Origin of the sequence: Nocardia asteroides (genome assembly GCF_021183625.1) — a bacterium.
Lineage (GTDB): Bacteria > Actinomycetota > Actinomycetes > Mycobacteriales > Mycobacteriaceae > Nocardia > Nocardia asteroides_A.
On record NZ_CP089214.1, the window covers coordinates 3,844,952 to 3,863,666 of the forward strand.

The 18,715-nt window shown below is 72.7% G+C and carries 16 protein-coding genes; 10 read left to right on the top strand and 6 right to left on the bottom strand.

The window, feature by feature from the left end; translation table 11 throughout:
* The first annotated feature begins 125 nt into the window (after positions 1-125).
* Positions 126-326: a hypothetical protein gene (locus LTT61_RS18280; protein WP_420094657.1), complete on the top strand. Its 201-nt coding sequence runs from the start codon at positions 126-128 to the stop codon at positions 324-326.
* Here LTT61_RS18280 and LTT61_RS18285 read toward each other — a convergent pair.
* On the bottom strand, positions 323-1,285 hold the full coding sequence (locus LTT61_RS18285; protein ID WP_420094658.1) for a DNA-3-methyladenine glycosylase family protein: 963 nt from the start codon (positions 1,283-1,285) through the stop codon (positions 323-325). The genes LTT61_RS18280 and LTT61_RS18285 overlap by 4 nt on opposite strands.
* A gap of 151 nt (positions 1,286-1,436) precedes the next feature.
* Between LTT61_RS18285 and LTT61_RS18290 the strand changes: the two genes are divergently transcribed.
* The gene (locus LTT61_RS18290; RefSeq protein WP_233015314.1) at positions 1,437-2,033 is read left to right on the top strand and encodes a TetR/AcrR family transcriptional regulator; all 597 of its coding nucleotides are present in this window, start codon (positions 1,437-1,439) and stop codon (positions 2,031-2,033) included.
* A 263-nt stretch (positions 2,034-2,296) separates the two neighbouring features.
* On the opposite strand, the gene LTT61_RS18295 is transcribed toward LTT61_RS18290, so the two are convergent.
* On the bottom strand, positions 2,297-5,062 hold the full coding sequence (locus LTT61_RS18295; RefSeq protein ID WP_233015315.1) for an FAD-binding and (Fe-S)-binding domain-containing protein: 2,766 nt from the start codon (positions 5,060-5,062) through the stop codon (positions 2,297-2,299).
* Positions 5,063-5,171: 109 nt separating this feature from the next.
* Here LTT61_RS18295 and LTT61_RS18300 point away from each other — a divergent pair, with 109 nt between their 5' ends.
* Positions 5,172-7,049 (top strand): ABC transporter ATP-binding protein, encoded by a 1,878-nt coding sequence (locus tag LTT61_RS18300; protein WP_233015316.1) that lies wholly within the window; start codon positions 5,172-5,174, stop codon positions 7,047-7,049.
* Here LTT61_RS18300 and LTT61_RS18305 read toward each other — a convergent pair.
* Together LTT61_RS18305 and LTT61_RS18310 are read right to left on the bottom strand one after the other, a co-directional pair.
* Positions 7,046-8,035, bottom strand: coding sequence for an acryloyl-CoA reductase (locus LTT61_RS18305; RefSeq protein WP_233015317.1), 990 nt, complete (start codon positions 8,033-8,035; stop codon positions 7,046-7,048). The genes LTT61_RS18300 and LTT61_RS18305 overlap by 4 nt on opposite strands.
* A gap of 20 nt (positions 8,036-8,055) precedes the next feature.
* A complete protein-coding gene (locus tag LTT61_RS18310; protein ID WP_233015318.1) occupies positions 8,056-9,141 on the bottom strand; it encodes a DNA polymerase IV in 1,086 nt (361 codons plus the stop codon).
* Positions 9,142-9,198: 57 nt separating this feature from the next.
* Between LTT61_RS18310 and LTT61_RS18315 the strand changes: the two genes are divergently transcribed.
* Both LTT61_RS18315 and LTT61_RS18320 read left to right on the top strand, forming a co-directional pair.
* On the top strand, positions 9,199-9,756 hold the full coding sequence (locus LTT61_RS18315) for a TetR/AcrR family transcriptional regulator (protein WP_233015319.1): 558 nt from the start codon (positions 9,199-9,201) through the stop codon (positions 9,754-9,756).
* An 11-nt stretch (positions 9,757-9,767) separates the two neighbouring features.
* Positions 9,768-10,193, top strand: a complete 426-nt coding sequence (locus tag LTT61_RS18320; protein WP_233015320.1) for a PaaI family thioesterase — start codon at positions 9,768-9,770, stop codon at positions 10,191-10,193.
* A 117-nt stretch (positions 10,194-10,310) separates the two neighbouring features.
* Here the strand turns inward: LTT61_RS18320 and lon are convergent, their stop codons facing one another.
* Together lon and LTT61_RS18330 are read right to left on the bottom strand one after the other, a co-directional pair.
* On the bottom strand, positions 10,311-12,593 hold the full coding sequence (lon, locus tag LTT61_RS18325; RefSeq protein WP_233021069.1) for an endopeptidase La: 2,283 nt from the start codon (positions 12,591-12,593) through the stop codon (positions 10,311-10,313).
* 166 nt (positions 12,594-12,759) lie between these two features.
* Entirely contained in the window at positions 12,760-13,500 is a 741-nt protein-coding gene (locus tag LTT61_RS18330) for a dienelactone hydrolase family protein (protein ID WP_233021070.1), read from the bottom strand.
* 118 nt (positions 13,501-13,618) lie between these two features.
* On the opposite strand from LTT61_RS18330, the gene LTT61_RS18335 reads away from it, so the two are divergent.
* From LTT61_RS18335 to LTT61_RS18355, 5 genes are all read left to right on the top strand, one after another.
* Positions 13,619-14,974, top strand: coding sequence for a hypothetical protein (locus tag LTT61_RS18335; protein WP_233015321.1), 1,356 nt, complete (start codon positions 13,619-13,621; stop codon positions 14,972-14,974).
* Between the two features lie 55 nt (positions 14,975-15,029).
* Complete coding sequence (locus LTT61_RS18340) at positions 15,030-15,821, top strand: TIGR03084 family metal-binding protein (RefSeq protein ID WP_233015322.1); 792 nt, start codon at positions 15,030-15,032, stop codon at positions 15,819-15,821.
* Between the two features lie 348 nt (positions 15,822-16,169).
* Positions 16,170-16,847 (top strand): hypothetical protein, encoded by a 678-nt coding sequence (locus LTT61_RS18345; protein ID WP_233015323.1) that lies wholly within the window; start codon positions 16,170-16,172, stop codon positions 16,845-16,847.
* Positions 16,848-16,891: 44 nt separating this feature from the next.
* Entirely contained in the window at positions 16,892-18,127 is a 1,236-nt protein-coding gene (lhgO, locus tag LTT61_RS18350; protein ID WP_233015324.1) for an L-2-hydroxyglutarate oxidase, read from the top strand.
* Positions 18,128-18,244: 117 nt separating this feature from the next.
* Positions 18,245-18,712 (top strand): SRPBCC family protein, encoded by a 468-nt coding sequence (locus LTT61_RS18355; protein ID WP_269821756.1) that lies wholly within the window; start codon positions 18,245-18,247, stop codon positions 18,710-18,712.
* Positions 18,713-18,715: the final 3 nt, after the last annotated feature.

The window sequence follows — 18,715 nt, forward strand, 5'->3', positions numbered from 1 at the left end:
AGCGGATTCCGTGCTGGGAATTCGCGGAATACCGCCACAGTAGGTCGATATCCGGCATCTACACGGCATTCCCCTGGTGTGCTGGATGTGTGCCGTGCCCCCTAGAACCGGAGGTGACCGTGTCGTTGACCGAGTTCAATCTGCGCCTCGCGGCTCTCTACGCCTGCGCCGCCGACCCCGGCCCGCTGACGCCGGAGCAGGCGCACACCGCCATGCAGCTGCACCTGGACTGCACCGTCGACGAGTGCCTGGCCCGCAGGCGGGCGCGGCGCACCCTGGTCGAGGCCGGGCGCTGCGTCCTCGACGCCCGCGCCCTTCCCTCCTAGTGCCAGGTGTGGTCGGTGAGCGGGGTGCGCGGGGCGAACTTGGGGCGGTGCGCCTGGCCGCTGATCTCCAGCAGCCGGACCGCGCGGTAGCGGTGCGGGCGTAGCGGTTCGAGGTACTCGACCATGCCCGCGTCGTCGAGCGGGCGGCCGAGCAGGGTCCAGCCGACGACGGCGGCGAGGTGGTAGTCGCCGACCGAGATCGCGTCCGGGTCGCCGTAGGCGCGCTGGGCGACCTCGGCGACGGTCCAGACGCCGATTCCGGGGACGCTGCGCAGCCGCTCGCCCGCCGCGGCGGGGTCGAGGGCGGCGGTGCGGTCGATGGCGGCGGCGGAGCGGGCGGCGCGGACGATGGTGGCCGAGCGCTGCGGCCCGACATTGGCCCGGTGGTAGGCCCAGGACGGGATGTGCTGCCAGGTCTCCGGTGCGGGCGGGAGCGTGAGGCCGCCGGGGCCGGGTGCGGGCTCGCCGTAGCGGCGGACCAGGGCGCACCAGGAGCGGCGGGCGGAGATGGTGTGCACCTTCTGCTCCAGGATCGCCGGGACCAGCGCCTCGAAGACCAGGCCGGTGCGGAGCATGCGCAGGCCGGGGTGGCGGCGGTGCGCCTCGGCGATCTTGGGGTGCTCCGGGGTGAAGGCGTCGACGCACTCGTCCAGGCAGAGCATGCGCTCGAGCCCGGTCAGGAACTCGTCGGCCCCTGGTCCCCACGCCGTCGCCCGCACGCCGGTGCGGCCCGCCTGCTGGAGGCGGTAGGTGACCGGGCCGGTCGGGAGGCGGGAGGCGTGCCAGTGCGCGCCGTCCGGTGCGGTGCGGTGGCAGGGGTCGCCGGCGCCGCGGGAGAGGGGGGCGAGGGTGGTGGTGAGGTCGAACGGGCGGTCGGTGGTCAGGGTCCGGGTGGTTCCGGTCGCCGTGGCGGGTGCGCGACGATGATCACCCCTGGTCACCCCGGCCTGCCGTCGCACCGGACCATTGTGCGCGGCCCGGCGTGACGGCGTCCGCGCGGCCCGCTCCGAGCACGCCTGCCGCCGTACCCGGGCACCGGGCGCGAGGGCGCTCCGCCGGGTCGCTCCGGACATCTGTGGAAGCCGACAGCGCGGGGTAAATTCCGGAATCATGGTTTCCGCTCGACGGCCACGCCAGGACTCCGCAGACCGGCGTGCGCGAATCGCCGAGGCCGCATTGCGCGTGCTCGGCGAGCAGGGCCCGCGAAAATTGACCCATCGCAATGTCGACGCCGCCGCCGAACTTCCGCCCGGATCGGTCAACTACCACGCGCCGAATCGGCTGCGGCTGCTGCAGATGGCGGCCGACGAGCTCTTCGCCCAGGACATGCGGATCGCGGCCAGGCACTTCTGGGAGCCGCACCCGCGCGCGCTCTTCGCCGTCGCGGTCGCCGTGATCACCGAGATGACCGCCCCGGAGGCCAGGTACCGGGTGGTCGCCAGGCACCACCTGCTCGCCGAGGCGCGCACCGACGAGGAGCTGAGCAGGCACTTCGACGACAACCGCGCCGCCTTCGTCTCGCTGGTCAGGCAGGGGCTGGCCGACTCCGGGCTGGAGATGACCACCTCGGCCGCCGAGCTCTGCGTCATCACGCTGGACGGGCTGGTCAACCGGCAGGTCTTCTTCCCCGGAACGGCGCTGACCGACGCCGAGGTGCGGCGGCTGGTCGCGCTGCTCGGCAAGGCGACCGGCCCCGGCGCGCGGTGATCACCCTGTGATCTGTTGCCGAATTCGCGCCGATCGGTAACACCACCTGTGACCTCGACGATATCGACGTGATCGGCAAACTGCCGGCAGTCGGTTCACGAAGGGTGATGCGCGATGCTCACGAACCTGCTCAATTTCCTGCTCGACGGGGTCGGCGGCTTCGCCGCCGGCAGCTCCGGCTATCACATTCAGCCCGGCACGCTTCCCTTCGGGAGCTGAGAACGGCGTCGGCCCCCCACCGCAGCGGGGGGCCGGCGCCGCGCTCAGTCTTCCCAGAGAAACTGGGCCAAATGGCGGGCTTCGTGCCCCGCAAGCTCCGCGGCCTGGGTCCGGCAGGAGAAGCCGTCGGCGAGCAGGATCGCGTCCGCCGGAGCAGCCTCCAGGGCTGGGAGCAATCCATTTCCGGCGATTGCCACGGAAATGTCGAAATGTCCGGCCCGCATTCCGAAGTTGCCCGCGAGGCCGCAGCAACCGCTGATCTCGTGCAGCCGAACGCCCATTGCAGCTAATATCTGGCGATCTGCCGAGAAGCCCGCCGTCGCGTACTGGTGACAGTGCGGTTGCACCACGACCGTCCGGCCGTCTCGGCGCGGCGGGGTCCAATCCGGGTGCGCGAGCAGGAATTCGGCGAGGGTGCGCACCGCGGCCGCGGTGGGGGCCGAGCGCGGGTCGTCCGGGAGGAGTTCCGGGAGGTCGGCGCGGAGTGCGGCGGTGCAGGATGGCTCCAGCCCGACCACCCGGCCGCCCGCCCGGATGTGGGTGTCCAGTTCGTCGAGCGCGGCTCGGAGCCGGGTGCGGGCGGTGTCGAGCTGACCCGTGGTGATCCAGGTCAGCCCGCAGCAGACCCGACGTTCCGGCAGCCGGACCCGGTAGCCGAGCGATTCCAGCAGGCCGATGGCGGCGGTGGCGATGGCCGGGTCGAAGGCGTCGGTGAAGGTGTCGATCCAGAGCAGTACCTCGGGGCCGGTGCCGGTGACCCGGCGTGCGCGCTCCACCCGGTGCTCGGCCAGCGCGGGAACCCGGCGGCGCGGGTCGATACCGGCCGCGCGCAGGCCGATTCGGCGCAGCGGGCCGACGCGGGCGAGGGCGTTCGCCAGCCGCGGCACGCGGCTCGCGAGTGCCAGCCAGCGCGGCAGCCCGCCCAGCGTGTAGTGGTCGATCGGGCGCAGTTTCCCCTGGTACCTGCGGTATAGAACCTCGGATTTGTAGGTAGCCATGTCCACCCCGGCCGGGCAGTCGGTCGCGCAGGCGCGGCAGGAGAGGCACAGGTCGAGTGACGCGTGCACCTCGGGGCCGGTGATCGGGAGCGCGCCGCGCACCACCTCCTGCAGCACCCTGGCCCGGCCCCGGGTGCTGTCCTTCTCGTCCGCGGTGGCGCGGAACGAGGGGCACATGAAGCCGCCGGAGTCCGCGCGGCACGAGCCGACCCCGACGCAGCGGTGCACGGCGGTGGACAGGTCGCCGCCGTCACCCGGGAGCGCGATCCCGCGCGTCGGCACCGGCGGGAGACCGGCCACTCGCAGGTCGGCGTCGATCGGGCTCGGCGCGACCAGCACTCCGGGATTGAGCACCCCGCCCGGGTCGAAAAGTGCTTTGAACTCGCCGAATGCCGCGAGCACGGCGGGGGAGTACATGCGCGCGAGCAGCTCCGAGCGGGCCCGGCCGTCGCCGTGCTCACCGGAGAGCGAGCCGCCGTGCCGGACAACCAGATCGGCGGCGTCGAGCAGGAAGGCGCGGAAGCGGCGCGGCGCCCCGACGATCGGCAGGTCCAGCCGGACGTGGATGCAGCCGTCGCCGATGTGCCCGTAGAGCAGCCCGTCCACGCCGTGCTCGGCGGTGAGCGCACCGAATTCGCGCAGGTAGGCGCCGAGCCGCTCGGGCGGGACGGCGGCGTCCTCCCAGCCGGGCCAGGCCGGTTTGCCGTCGGGGGAGCGGCCGGCAAGCCCGGCGCCGTCGGCGCGGATCCGCCAGAGCGCGGCGGTGGCGGCGCGGTCGGTGACGATCCTGCTGTCGACGGCGCCCGCGGTCAGGCAGAGTTCGCGCGCGGCTTCGTGGGCGGAATCCGCGCTGTCGCCACTGGTCTCGACGAAGAGCCAGGCGGCGCCGCGCGGCAGCTCGGGCACGGCGCCGCGCTCGGCGCGGACCACCTCGACCAGCCTGGCGTCGATCCCCTCGACCGCCGTCGGCCGGACCGCGAGCACCGCGGCGATGTCGTCGGCGGCGGTGGCCATGTCCGGGTAGCCGAGCACGGTGAGCACGGTCGCGCCCGGCAGCGGGACCAGCTCGACGGTGGCGTCGAGCAGGACTCCGCAGGTGCCCTCGCTGCCGACGAAGGCCCGCGCGACCGCCGAACCCCGCTCCGGGAGCAGGTGTTCCAGCCCGTACCCCGAGGCCTGACGGTCGAAGCGGCCCAGATCGGTGCGCAGCAGCGCCAGCTGCGCGCGGGTGAACTCCGGCAGCCCGGGGAGTACGGCGAGGTCGGTGCCGAGCAGCCGCTCGGTGCCGGTGCCGTCCAGAATCCGCAGCGTGCGCACGTTGTCGGCGGTGCGGCCCCAGGCCACCGCGCGCGGCCCGCAGGCATTGTTGCCGATCATGCCGCCGAGCGTGCAGCGGCTCTGTGTGGAGGGGTCGGGGCCGAAGCGGAGGCCGTGCCGCGCGGCCGCGCGCTGCAGCCGGGCGAGCACCACGCCCGGCTGCACCGTGACCCGCCCGCCGTCCGGGTCGATCGGCCCGATCGCGTGCATGTGCCTGCTGAAGTCCAGCACCAGCCCGGTGCCGACCGCGTTCCCGGCCACCGACGTCCCCGCGCCGCGCGCCGTCAGCGGCAGCCCGTGCTCGGTGGCGAACGCCAGCGCCGCCGCCACGTCCGCGTCGTCCCGGGGGAACACGACGGCCGTCGGCGGCACCCGGTAGTTCGAGGCGTCCGACGAGTACTCCGCCCGCCGCCGCGCCGACCCGTCCACCTCGCCGCGCACCCGCGCACCAAGCGCCCGAGCGATGAGTTCGGGCTCGTCCGGCCGTCCTTTCACCTGCACCAGGGTAGGCCCGGCCGAAAACAGCTTGCGCTCAACCTTTGTTGAGGTCTTAGTGTCGGTGGCTCGGGGTCCAATGGGCTCCGAGTGCGAGAGGAGTGATCGGATGAGCATCGAATCCGTAGCGTGGAGTCAGATGTATCGGCAGCTGAGCGCGCCGGACGAGCGGCGGCCGTTCCGGCGGGCGACGGCGGCGCGCATTCTGCGGTTCGCCACGCCGCACCGGCGGACGATCGGGCTGTTCCTCGGGTTCAGCGTGCTCTCGGCGCTGATCTCGGTGGCGACGCCGGTGCTGGCCGGGCGGGTGGTGAACGACATCGTCGGCGGGGCGGCGGCGCGGGTCGTGGTCACGCTGGCGCTGGTGATCGGCGGGCTGGCGGTGGTCGATGCCGGGCTCGGGCTGGTGGTACGGCGGCTCTCGGCCGGGATCGGCGAGGGGTTGATCCTGGATCTGCGGACCGCCGTCTTCGACCACGTGCAGAAGATGCCGGTCGCCTTCTTCACCCGCACCCGCACCGGCGCGCTGGTGAGCCGGTTGAACAACGACGTGATCGGCGCGCAGCGGGCGTTCAGCGACACCCTCTCCGGCGTGGTCACCAACCTGGTGACGCTCGGGCTCACGCTGGTGGTGATGATCGGGATCTCCTGGCAGATCACGCTGCTCGCGCTGCTGCTGCTCCCGGTGTTCGTGCTGCCCGCGCGCCGGATGGGCACCAAGCTGGCCGGGATCCAGCGCGAGGCCGCGGATCTGAACGCCTCGATGAGCACCCAGATGACGGAGCGGTTCTCGGCGCCGGGGGCGACGCTGGTCAAGCTGTTCGGGCGGCCGGAGCAGGAGTCGGCGGAGTTCGCGACGCGGGCGCGGCGGGTGCGCGATATCGGGGTGCGCACGGCGATGCTGCAGACCGTCTTCGTCACCGCGCTCACCCTGGTCTCGGCGCTGGCGGTCGCGCTGGTCTACGGGCTCGGCGGCTGGTACGCGCTGCGCGGGCAGCTGGACGCGGGCGCGGTGGTCGCGCTCTCGCTGCTGCTGACCCGGCTCTACTCGCCGCTCACCGCGCTGGCCAGCGCGCGGATGGAGATCATGTCCGCGCTGGTGAGCTTCGAGCGGGTCTTCGAGGTGCTGGACATGACGCCGCTGATCGAGGACGCGCCGAACGCGGTGCCGGTGCCCGACGGGCCGGTCGCGGTGGAGCTGGACGGGGTCGGGTTCGGCTACCCGTCCGCGGACAAGGTGTCGCTGGCCTCGCTGGAGGAGGTGGCGACGCTGGACACCAGGGGCGGCGTCCCGGTGCTGCACGGGGTCTCGCTGCGCGCCGATCCGGGGCGGATGGTCGCGCTGGTCGGCTCGTCGGGGGCGGGTAAGTCGACGATCGCGCAGCTGGTTTCGCGGCTCTACGACGTGGATTCCGGCGCGGTTCGGCTGAACGGGGTCGATATCAGGGAGCTGAGCGCCACCTCGATCCGGGACACCGTCGGGCTGGTGACCCAGGACGGCCACCTGTTCCACGAGACCATCCGGGCCAACCTGCTGCTGGCCAGGCCGGAGGCGAGCGAGGACGAGCTGTGGTCGGCGTTGACCAGGGCCCGGCTGCTGGAGCTGGTTGAGTCGCTGCCGGACCGGCTGGACACGGTGGTCGGCGAGCGCGGGTACCGGCTCTCCGGCGGCGAGCGGCAGCGCCTCACCATCGCCCGGCTGCTGCTCAAGCAGCCGCGGGTGGTGATCCTGGACGAGGCCACCGCCTCGCTGGACTCCACCTCGGAGGCGGCCGTCCAGGAGGCGCTGACCGAGGCGCTCCAGGGGCGCACCGCGATCGTGATCGCGCACCGGCTCTCCACCATCCGCGCCGCCGACGAGATCGTGGTGCTCGAGCACGGGCGGGTGGCCGAACGCGGAACCCATCAGCAACTGCTGGCCGCCGAGGGGCGCTATGCCGAGCTGTACCGCACCCAGTTCGCCGACGAGCCGGTGAGCGTCGCCTAGAAGTCGATGCCGAAGACGGTACGGCCGCGGTGGGTTCCGTCGTGGATCGAGTGGAGGACCTGTTCGGCGTCGGTGATGGGGGCGAAGTTGGTGAACGCGGTCAGATGTCGCGGGCGGAGTTCACCGCCGAGCTGGGCCCAGATCTCCCGGCGCTGCTCGATCGGCAGGTTCACCGAGTCGATGCCGAGCAGCGAGACGGCCCGCAGGATGAAGGGCATGACCGTGGTCGGCACGCCCGGCCCGCCGGTCAGCCCGCTGGCCGCGACCGCGCCGCCGTACCCGATGGCGCTCAGGATGTAGGCGAGCGAGGCGCCGCCGACGCTGTCGACGGCCCCCGCCCAGCGCGCCGAGGTGAGCGGGCGCGGCTTGGCCTCGGGGTCCTCGGGCAGCCTGCCGATCACCTCGTTCGCGCCGAGCTCGGCGAGCAGGTCGTCGGCGTCGGTCTTGCCGGTCGAGGCGATGACCTCGAAGCCGAGCCCGGACAGGATGTCGATTGCGACCCCGCCGACCCCGCCGGTGGCGCCGGTGACCAGCACCGCGCCGTCGTCCGGGGTGAGGCCCCTGTCGAGCAGGGCGCGCACGCTGAGCGCGGCGGTGAAGCCCGCGGTGCCGATGGCGGCGGCGTCCCGCGTGCTCAGCCCGTCCAGCTTGACGACCCAGTCGGCGGGCACCCTGGCCAGCTGGGCGAAGCCGCCGTTGCGCGAGACGCCGAGCTCGTAGCCGTGCGCGATTACCTGGTCGCCGGGGGCGAAGGCATCGTCGTCGGAGGCGACGACCTCGCCGGCCAGGTCGATCCCCGGCACGATCGGGTACTGCCGCACCACCCCGCCGCGCGGCGTGATGGCGAGGGCGTCCTTGTAGTTGGCGCTCGAGTAGTGCACCTCGATCGTCACCTCGCCGTCCCCGAGGAAGTCGTCGCCGACCTCCTCCCTGGAGAGGACGATCGCACCGTCCGAAGCGTTGGCCACCATCGCCGAGAAGGTCATGGCGGAAGCATACGAGGGGCTCACTCGGGAACGAGTTCCAGGCGCACCCCGAGCAGCCGCACCGGGCGGTCCAGCTCGAACCGGTCCAGCACCGCCACCGCGGTCTCCGCGATGAGCGCGACATCGGCGCTCGGCGCCGCGAGTCTGCGCTGTTTGCTGCGGGTGAAGAAGCTGCTGGTGCGCACGGTGACCGAGACCCTGGTGCTGACCCGGCCCGCCGCCGCCAGCTCCTCGGCCAGCTCGGTGGCGAGCCGCGCGACCTGGGCGCGGATCTCCGCGGGATCGGTCAGGTCGGTCGGGAAGGTCTGGGATCTGCTGCGCCCGACCGCGGCCCTCGGCTCGGTGCTGACCTCGGTGTCGCCCCGGCCGTGGCCGAGTGCCAGCAGGTAGGGGCCGGTGTTCGGGCCGAACTCGGCGGCCAGCCGGTCCCGGTCGGCGGCCATGAGCTCGGCGACCGTGTCGATGCCGAGCGCGGCCATCCGCGCCGCGATCCGGCGGCCGACGCCCCAGAGCGCGTCGGTTGGGCGCGGGCCCATGACCTCGACCCAGTTCGCGGCGGTGAGCCGGAAGGTGCCGGTGGCGGCGCCTGCGCGGTGCTCCGGCTCGGCGCCGGGGTTGGCCGCCGACGCCTTGCCGATCGACTTGGCGAAGCCGGTGGCGAGCTTGGCGGTGAGCTTGTTGTCGCCGATCCCGATCGAGCAGCCGAGCTCGAGTTCGGCGATGGCGGCGCGGATCGCGGCGGCGAGCGCCTCCGGGTCGTCGGTGTCGGCGGCGAGGAACGCCTCGTCCCAGCCCCAGACCTCGACTCGGCCGGGGAAGCCGCGCAGCACCGCCATGACCTCGTCGGATGCCTCGTCGTAGGCGGGCGGGTCGAGCGCGAGGAAGACGCCGGCCGGGCACTTGCGCCGAGCGCTGCGCAGCGCCATCCCGGCCCGGACGCCGAAGACCCGCGCCGGGTACGAGGCGCAGGTGACCACCTTGCGCGGCTCGTCCGGGTCGCCGTTGCCGCCGACGATCACCGGCAGTCCGCGCAGCTCCGGGTGGCGGCGGAACTCCACCGCCGCCTGGAACTGATCGAGGTCGACGTGCAACAGCCATCGGGCCACCACCCCGTCTTACCGCACACCTGACGTTTCCGGGTCGGACAGAATATTATTCTGTCCGTGCGGATTCGGGATCGGTTGCTGCTGGCCGCGGAGCAGCAGTTCGCCGAGCGGGGCGTGCTGGAGACGACGCTGGCCCAGATCCGGGAGGCGGCGGGGGCCAGCGTCGGCGCGCTGTACCACCACTTCCCGGACAAGGCCGAGCTCTACCGGCAGGTCTGGAGCACCGCGCTCACCGATTTCCAGGCACGATTCCGGCAGGCGGTGCTGGCGAGCGCGGACGCGCGCGGCGGGGTCACCGCCGGGGTGCGCGCGCACCTGGAGTGGGTCACCGAGCAGCCGGCGCGGGCGACGGTGCTGTTCGGCGCGGCGCCCCCGGGGGTGCGGGAACAGGAGGGCAATCGGGAGTTCCTGGTCGATGTCTTCCGCTGGTGGCGCACGCACGCCGGGTACGGGGCGGTCCGCGAGCTGGAGTTCGACCTGCTCTACGCGCTCTGGCTCGGCGCCGCCCAGGAATACGCGCGGAACTGGCTGGCCGGGGCCGTCCGGCGGCCGCCGGCGGAGGTCGCCGGCGAACTCGCGGCCGCCGCCTGGCTCACCCTGCAGAACCCGGATTGATCGGAGCAACCATGGTCGTACTCGATACCGCCTCCGCCCGCGAGGTGCTGGACCGCCAGCCGTTCGCGCAGCTCATCGGCACCGAACTGCTCGCCTTCGGCGACGGCGTCGCCAGCCTCGCCATCCCGATCCGCCCCGAGCTCGGGCAGCAGTTCGGCTTCGTACACGGCGGGGTACTCGCGTACCTGGCTGACAACGCGCTGACCTTCGCGGCGGGCACCGTGCTCGGGTCGAATGTGCTGACCGGCGGGTTCAGCATCACCTACCTGCGCCCGGCGGCCGGGACCCGGCTGCGCGCCGAGGCCAAGGTCACCGGGGCGACCCGGCGGCAGGCGGTGGTGCACTGCGAAATCCTCAGCGAGGACGGGGCTGGCGAGCCGGTGCTCTGCGCGGTCGCGCAGGGAACGACCAGGGTGGTCGAGCGCGAACTGGGCTGAGCGGCACGGGTTCCGGGCCGGTCGAGGGCGCGCGATCCACCGGGCCCGCGTCGGGGACCAGTGCCGCAAACGCACCGGGACCGGGCCACGAGGGGTGGCCCGGTCCCGGTCGCGATATCAGGCGGTGGCGGCGAAGGCCGGACCGTCCAGCGCCGGTTCGGCGACCGGCTCGATGGCGTAGCCGAGGATCTCCGCCACGTCCGCGACCGGGCGCACATCCAGCGCCTCGAGCACGTCGGCGGGGACCTCGTCCAGGTCGGGCTCGTTGCGCGCCGGGATGAAGACCGTCTTCAACCCCGCCCGCTGCGCGGCGAGCAGCTTCTGCTTCACGCCGCCGATCGGCAGCACCCGGCCGTTCAGCGTGACCTCGCCGGTCATCCCGACGTCACCGCGCACATTCCGGCCCAGCGCCAGCGAGACCAGCGCCGTCACCATGGTGACGCCCGCCGACGGCCCGTCCTTCGGCACCGCGCCCGCCGGGAAGTGGATGTGGATGTTGCGGTCCAGCACCGCGGGCTCGATCCCGATCTCGGCCAGGTGCGAGCGCACGTAGGTCAGCGCGATCTGCGCGGATTCCTTCATGACGTCGCCCAGCTGCCCGGTCAGTGTCAGCGAGCGCTCGCCCTCGGCCGAGTTGGCCTCGATGTAGAGCACGTCGCCGCCCGCGCCGGTGACCGCGAGCCCGGTCGCCACGCCCGGCACCGAGGTGCGCTCCATGGAGTCCGGGGTGAAGCGCGGCCTGCCCAGGTACTCCTTCAGCTCGCCGAGCCCGATGGTCAGCGGCCCGGAGCCGTCGGCCGAGAGCTTGGTGGCCGCCTTGCGCAGCCCCTTCGCGATCAGCCGCTCCAGCTGGCGGACGCCTGCCTCGCGGGTGTAGTTCGCCGCCATCTCGCGCAGCGCCGCGTCGGTGACGGTCACCTCGTCACCGGTCAGGGCGTTGCGCTCCAGCTGCCGGGGCACCAGGAAGTCGCGCGCGATGGCGACCTTGTCGTCCTCGGTGTAACCGTCGACCGTGATCAGCTCCATGCGGTCGAGCAGCGGGCCGGGGATGGTGTCCATGACATTGGCCGTCGCCACGAACAGCACGTCGGAGAGGTCGAGATCGAGGTCGAGGTAGTGGTCGCGGAAGGTGTGGTTCTGCGCCGGGTCGAGCACCTCGAGCAGCGCGGCCGCCGGGTCGCCCCGGTAGTCCGAGCCGACCTTGTCGATCTCGTCGAGCAGCACCACCGGGTTCATCGACCCGGCCTCCTTCATGGCGCGCACGATCCGGCCGGGCAGCGCGCCGACGTAGGTGCGCCGGTGCCCGCGGATCTCGGCCTCGTCCCTGACCCCGCCGAGCGCGACCCGGACGAACTTCCGGCCCAGCGCCCGCGCCACCGACTCGCCGAGCGAGGTCTTGCCGACGCCGGGCGGGCCGACCAGCACGAGCACCGCGCCGGAGCCGCGGCCGCCGACCACCTCGAGGCCGCGCGCGGCGCGCCTGGCCCGGACCGCCAGGTACTCCACCATCCGGTCCTTGACCTCGTCCAGGCCGTGGTGGTCGGCGTCCAGCACCGCGCGGGCCGCGGTGACGTCGGTGTTGTCGGTGGTCCGCGCGGTCCACGGCAGCTCGAGCACGGTGTCCAGCCAGGTGCGGATCCAGCCCGACTCCGGGCTCTGGTCGCCGGCCCGCTCCAGCCTGCCGACCTCGCGCAGCGCGGCCGCGCGCACCTCGTCCGGGAGCTCGGCCCCCTCGACCCGGGTGCGGTAGTCGTCCGCGCCGTCCGGCTCGTCCTCGCCCAGCTCCTTGCGGATGGCGTTCAACTGCTGGCGCAGCAGGAACTCGCGCTGCGTCTTCTCCAGGTTCTCCCTGACCTCGTCACCGATCTTCTCGGTGACCTCGGCCTCGGCGATGTGCGCGCGGGTCCACTCGATGAGCCTGGTCAGCCGGGCGGCCGGGTCCGGGGTCTCCAGCATCTCGCGCTTCTGCTCGCCGGTCAGGTAGGAGGCGTAGCCCGCGGTGTCGGCGATCTCGGACGGCTCGGCCAGCTGGTTCACCGCGTCGATGATCTGCCAGGCCTCACGCCGCTGTAGCACCGAGACCACGAGCTTCTTGTATTCGTCGGCCAGTTCCCTGGTGCGCCCGTCCGCCGGTGGGAGCTCCACCGGCTCGGCCTCCACCCAGAGCGCGGCGCCCGGCCCGGTCACCCCGTGCCCGATCCGGGCCCGGCGCTCGGCCTTCAGCACCGCGGCGGGCGCGCCCCCGCGCAACCGGCCGACCTGTTCGACGGTGGCCACGACGCCGTACGTCGCGTACCCCTCGTCCAGCCGCGGTGCCACCAGCACCTGGCCTTCCTTCGCGGCACGGGCGGCATCGATCGCCGCCTGCGCCGATTCGTCCAGTTCGATGGGCACGACCATGCCCGGCAGCACGATCGGATCGGTCAGGAACAGCACCGGCAGGTTCCGAGGTGTAGTCACGATATCGACCCTTCTGAAAGTTGAGCTATGCCCACTCAACCCAGGGGGCCGGACCTTTGTTCCGCACCGATCCGGTGTTCGCCGAGGGCGAAGTCCGGCGCTGAACTCACCCCAGTGCGCGGTCCAGCAGTGCCCCGAGTTCGCGCAGGTGCCTGGCATCCGCCTCGGCGTCGTAGCTGGCCAGATCGCGCTGGGTGAAGCCGTGCGCGGCGCCCGCGTAGACCTCGGCCCGGTAGCGCACCCCGGCCGAGTCCAGCGCCTTGTTCAGCCGCTCGATCTGCTCCGGGGGGAGCGAGGGGTCGGCGTCGGCGTGGCCGAAGTACAGCTCGGCGGTGATCCGGTCGGCGTCCAGGTGCGGGCTGTCGGCGGCGTCGCTCGCCAGCCTGCCGCCGTGGAATCCGGCCCCGGCGGCGACGCGCTCCGGGTAGGCGGCGGCGGTGCGCAGCACCAGCGCGGCGCCCATGCAGTAGCCGGTGAGCCCGACCCCGCCGTCGGCGACCTCGGGCGCGGCCGCCAGCCAGTCCAGGTAGGCGCCCGCGTCGCGGAGCGCGAGCTCGGGGGTGAGCCGCGCCATCAGCGGGCGGATCTTGTCGAAGACCGCGTGCCGGTTCTCCGGGCCGACGAAGTCGGGCAGCTCGACCACCGGCGCGCGCCCGGCCCGGTAGAAGAGGTTCGGCAGCAGCACGGCGTAGCCGCGCGCCGAAATGGTCTCGGCGAGCTCGGTGAGCGCGGGGCGCGGGCCGAAGGCATCCGGGAAGAGCAGCACGGCGGGGTGCGTGCCGGAGCCGGGGTGGACGAACAACGCGTCGGAGGTGCCGTCCGGGGTGGCGATGTCGATGGTCTGCATCGGCACGGGGGTTCTCCTTCATCCGGCGGTGTCGTGGCGCGTTGACACCGGTTCGAGCGCAATGAGAATGTTGGGGCCCTGACATCTCACCACCCGGCAGGACCGAGGGGGATCGCGCGTGACTGCTCTCGCCTCCGGGCTCTTCATCGACTGGGAAGAACTCACCGGGCAGTCGAAATTCGTGGTCGAGCTGATCACCTTCCCGATCTTCGCCGGGCTGGCCGGATGGCTGACGAACTGGACCGGCGTCATCATGCTCTTCTGGCCGCTGCAGTTCCGCGGCGTGCGGATCCCCGGGCTCTCGGTGCTCTACCCCTATTTCCCGCGCCGGGTGCAGGTGCTGCCGACCTTCTCCGGCGACGGCAAGCGGCTCGGCTTCCAGGGCTTCATCCCGGCCCGCGCGGAGAAGATGGCCAGCATCTGCGTGGACATGGCGATCATGCGGATCGGCAGCCCGAAGGACTTCATCCGCGAACTGGACCTGGACGGCATCGCCGATTACATCGCGGTGCTCGCGCGCGAACAGGTCGAGCCGCTGGTCGACGAGCTCATGGAGCGGGAGAACCCCGAGCTCTGGCGCAGCCTGCCGCGCGCGGTCAGGCAGCTGCTCTACCAGCGGGTGGACCGGGAGCTGCCCGCGCTGTGCAGGCGCGCCTTCGAATCGCTCGGCGACAATGTCGACCAGCTGATCGACATCAAGAGCTTCGTCATCCGCTACCTGCGGCAGAACCCGACCATCCTCAAGGACCTGACCACCACCATCGCCGCGCCGGAGCTGCGCTTCATGGTGAAGATCGGGCTGCTCGGCGCGCCGTTCGGGCTGCTGCTCGCGCTCTACCTGCACCTGCACCGGTCACTGCCGGTGATCAGCGCGATCCCGGCCTGGGCGGTGGTCCTGCTCGCCTCGGCCGCGATCGGGGTCCTGGTGAACATGATCGCGGTGAAGATGGTCTTCGAGCCGGGCGAGCCGCAGCCGCGCTACAGGTACCTGTGGCGGCAGGCGCTGCTGGCCAAGCGGCAGCCGCAGGCCGCCGTCGACCTCGCGCACATCCTGGCCTACCAGGTGCTCACCCTGCCGAACCTCTCCGCGGAGCTGCTGGACGGCCCGAACGGCGACAAGACGAGGCAGCTGCTGGAACGGCTGATCGCCGAGGAGATCAACCGGCAGCTCGGCCGCACCACCTCGGTGGTGCGCGCGGCCTTCGGGCGCAAGCAGTTCGACAACCTCAAGGTCACCGCGGCGGGCGCGGCGGTCGGGCTGGCGCCGACGCTGGTGGAGGACGCGGAGTTCGCCCGCGAGCAGGCGGACAAGATCGACGAGTTCGCCGCGGGCAAGCTGGTGCTGATGAGCCCGGGCGAGTTCATGGAGATGTTCTACGCCTCGGTGGAGCAGGATGCCTGGCTGCTGTATCTGCACGGCGCGGTGCTCGGGCTCGGCGTCGGCGCGATCCACCTGATCCTGTTCGGCTGGTGAGATAAACAAGCACGTGCGCTTGTCTTTCCCGGCGGGCGCTGCGATGCTGGGTCGCATGGCCGACCTGGACGCGCTGCTCGCCGACTTCGCCGACGAATCCGCCGAGCTGGAACGCTTGGTCGCGCCGCTCGACCCGGCGGGCTGGCAGCGTCCCACCCCCGCCCCCGGCTGGACCATCGCGCACCAGATCGGCCACCTGGCCTGGACCGACGGGGTCGCCACGCGCTCCGCTACCGACCCCGACGGCTTCGCCCGCATGCTCATCGAGGCGGCCCCGCGCGTCACCACCTTCGTTGACGAGGGCGCCGAGGAGGCGGCGGCCGCCCCGCCCGCGGTACTGCTGCGGCGCTGGCGCGAGGGCCGTGCCGCCCTGGTCGCGGCGCTGCGCGCGGTGCCGGAGGGCGCGAAGGTGCCGTGGTTCGGCCCGCCCATGCGGCCGGGGTCGATGATTACCGCCCGGCTGATGGAGACGTGGGCGCACGGCCAGGACGTGGCGGACGCGCTCGGCGTCACCAGGGAGCCGACGCACCGGCTGCGCGCGGTGGCGCACATCGGCGCCCGCACCCGCGACTTCGCCTACACCGTGCACGGCCGGACCCCGCCGGCGGCCGAGTTCCGGATCGAGCTGACCGCGCCGGACGGCGCGCTCTGGAGCTGGGGACCGGCCGACGCCGAGCAGCGGATCACCGCCCCCGCGCTCGACTTCTGCCTGCTGGTGACGCAGCGCAGGCACCCGGACGACCTGGCGGTCCGGGTGACAGGCGCCGATGCGGCGGAGTGGCTGACGATCGCGCAGGCCTTCGCCGGGCCGAGCGGGGCCGGGCGGGCGAAGGGTCAGTTCGGCTGAGTCACAACGGGGATTCCCACGGCCGTTGTGGATTCGCTGGGGGGGCCGGCGAGCGTCACGTCGATGTGCGCCGTTCGTGGCGACGGCCGGACACCGTTGGCCGGAAGTCCGCAGGCGGGTCGAGCACGACGCTCGCCGACTGCCGAGGGTTTACCCGCCCTGTGCATGATCGAAACCCGCTGAGCACCCGCGCCCCGCACAATGGAGCAGGCATACCCCCGCCCAGCTGGGGGTGTGCGCGCCCCGTCCGGGTTCCGTAGCCTGGACGCGCGTCCGGCTTCCGACGATGCGGGCCGGGCGCGACACAGAACCGAAGGGGAGTTCGGTACGCAGGGAGAGGAACGCATCGTGACCGAGAACCAGAGGCCGGGCGAACCCCGGCCGGGTCCGGAGATCCTGACCGTGACCCCGCGCCGCGGCATCGCCCGCACCACCGCCATCGTCCTCGCGGGCACCGCGAGCATCGCGCTCACCGCCGCCGCCGGCGCCTACGTGGTGAACAACCTGCCCGATCGCACCCCGGGCACCATCGCAGCCGCCCCCGCCCGGCCGGAGGCGCCCGCGGCACAGCCGGTGCACCGCCCCGCCGGGCCGAACCGCCCGTTCATCAGCTCCACGCTCTTCGAGCGCAGGGACACCGCGGCGATCGCGGGCACGGTGACCGCCCGGCCGGAGACCACTGAGACCACTGAGACGGTGGAGACCGCTGAGGTCGTGCAGCCCGCGCTCCGGCCCGAGCCACCCGCGGCTCCGGAGCCGGCCGTCGACCGCACGGTGCGGGTCGGCTCCGCCTACCTGGAGGCCCACGTCGGCGAGTCGGCGAGCGGCGGCATGACGCTCACGGTCGACACCAATGCCACCTTCGCCGCGCTCACCGGCGGCCGGGTCGATCCGCGCGATGTCACGACGCTGCGCACGGAGGTCGGTACCGGCGGTTCGGTCACAGTGACGTTCAGTGATCCGACGCTCGGCGACCACGATCTCCGGCTGGAGCGCACCGAGGTGCCCGCCCGCGTCACCACCTGACCCCGGTGCGCCCGCGGCGCCCGGCATCTGCTGAGCTGGGAGCCATGACCGCCGCGCCCCGCTCCGCCGAGTACGACTTCTGCGTGATCGGCGCGGGCATCGTCGGCGTGGCGACGGCGCACCGGATCCTGCGGCGGCACCCGGGCGCGTCGCTACTGCTGCTGGAGAAGGAGCAGGCGGCGGCCACGCACCAGACCGGGCACAACAGCGGCGTCGTGCACTCCGGCATCTACTACGAGCCGGGCAGCCTCAAGGCGGAGCTGTGCGCGCGCGGCGCGCGCTGGACCGTCGAATTCGCCCGCGCCGCGGGTATTCCGGTCGAGGTGTGCGGAAAGCTCCTGGTGGCAACGGATTCGGTGGAGCACGAGCGGATGCTGGCGCTGCACCGGCGCTCGGTCGACAACGGGGTCGAGGTGGAGCGGATCGACGCCGCCGAGCTGGCCCGCCGGGAGCCCCGGATCCGCGGGGTCGGTGCGCTTTTCGTGCCGAGCACGGCCATCGTGGACTACCCGGCCATCGTCCGCGCGCTGCTGGCCGAGGCCGTCGCCGCGGGCGCGGAGGTGGTGTACGGCGCGGCGGTGACGGCCATCGCCGAGACCGCGGAGCGGGTGACCGTGGCCGGCCCCTCCGGCAGCTGGACGGCCCGGCGGCTGGTGGTCTGCGGCGGGCTGCAGGCCGACCGGCTGGCGCGCATCGCCGGGCTGCCAGCCGACTTCCGCATCGTGCCGTTCCGCGGCGAGTACTACCGGCTGCCCACCGAGCGCGCGCGGCTCGTGCGCACGCTGATCTACCCGATCCCGGACCCGGCGCTGCCCTTCCTCGGGGTGCACCTGAGCCCGACCATCCACGGCGAGCTGACCGTCGGCCCGAACGCGGTGCTCGGGCTGGCCAGGGAGAAGTACCGCAAGTGGTCGGTCGAGCCGCGCGATCTGCGCGCGGTGCTCGGCTACCGCGGCTTCCACCGGCTGGCCCGCGAACACGTCCGCACCGGGGCGCGCGAGTTGCGCAATTCGATGTTCCGGCGCGGGTACCTCGCCGAGTGCAGGCGCTACTGCCCCGAGCTCGAGCTCGCCGACCTGCGACCGCACCCGGCGGGCATCCGGGCCCAGGCGGTGCTGCCGGACGGCACCCTGGTGCACGACTTCCTGCTCGGCCGGACGGCCCGCTCGGTGCACGTCTTCAACGCCCCGTCACCGGCCGCGACCTCGGCCGTGCCGATCGCCGAGCACATCGTCGACCAGCTCGATTCGCTCGCCTCCGCGCCGGCGCCGGGGCGCTGACCAGCAGAAAAAGAGCCGACCGCCCAGTTCGTGATCTCCGGATTCCCGCGGCGAATTCCTCGAATAAAGAGGAGTGCTGTAGTACTTTTGACCGCAGCCGTGGATCAGGGAGGGCCTATGGGCCACATCAGGTACGCCAGTGACGTGGGAGCTCCGGTCGACGTCGCGTTCACCTACGCCGACAACCATCGCTTCGTCCCGGACTGGATGTTCGGTGTGGCGGGGTTCGAACCGGCCGGGGAGCTCGACCGCGGGCGGGGTGCGGTGTTCAGCACCGACACCCGCCTCGGTCCCTGGCGATCCACGCTGGAGTGCGAGATCACCGACTACCGGCGCAACGTCGTCATCGGTTATACCCTGCGTGGCCGGCTCTCGGGCACGCTCACGCTACATTTCGATCCGCTCGGCTACGGCCGGTCGGTGCTCACCTCGGAGGCGCGCTACGCCACCCCCACCGGGCTCGCCAGGCTGCTGGCCCGGCCCGTCGAATCAGCGGTCAGGGCGGCGCTGCGCCGCACCGAGGCCCAGTTGCGAAGGGAGATCGAGGAATTTCACGGAACAGATCTTGTCGGCCGGATTGCGTAGGGT

Coding starts and splice junctions, on each gene's coding strand:
- LTT61_RS18290 (WP_233015314.1), top strand. CDS start 1,437: ATGGTTTCCGCTCGACGGCCACGCCAGGACTCCGCAGACCGGCGTGCG.
- LTT61_RS18300 (WP_233015316.1), top strand. CDS start 5,172: ATGAGCATCGAATCCGTAGCGTGGAGTCAGATGTATCGGCAGCTGAGC.
- LTT61_RS18305 (WP_233015317.1), bottom strand. CDS start 8,035: ATGACCTTCTCGGCGATGGTGGCCAACGCTTCGGACGGTGCGATCGTC.
- LTT61_RS18320 (WP_233015320.1), top strand. CDS start 9,768: ATGGTCGTACTCGATACCGCCTCCGCCCGCGAGGTGCTGGACCGCCAG.
- lon (WP_233021069.1), bottom strand. CDS start 12,593: ATGGTCGTGCCCATCGAACTGGACGAATCGGCGCAGGCGGCGATCGAT.
- LTT61_RS18330 (WP_233021070.1), bottom strand. CDS start 13,500: ATGCAGACCATCGACATCGCCACCCCGGACGGCACCTCCGACGCGTTG.
- LTT61_RS18340 (WP_233015322.1), top strand. CDS start 15,030: ATGGCCGACCTGGACGCGCTGCTCGCCGACTTCGCCGACGAATCCGCC.
- lhgO (WP_233015324.1), top strand. CDS start 16,892: ATGACCGCCGCGCCCCGCTCCGCCGAGTACGACTTCTGCGTGATCGGC.
- LTT61_RS18355 (WP_269821756.1), top strand. CDS start 18,245: ATGGGCCACATCAGGTACGCCAGTGACGTGGGAGCTCCGGTCGACGTC.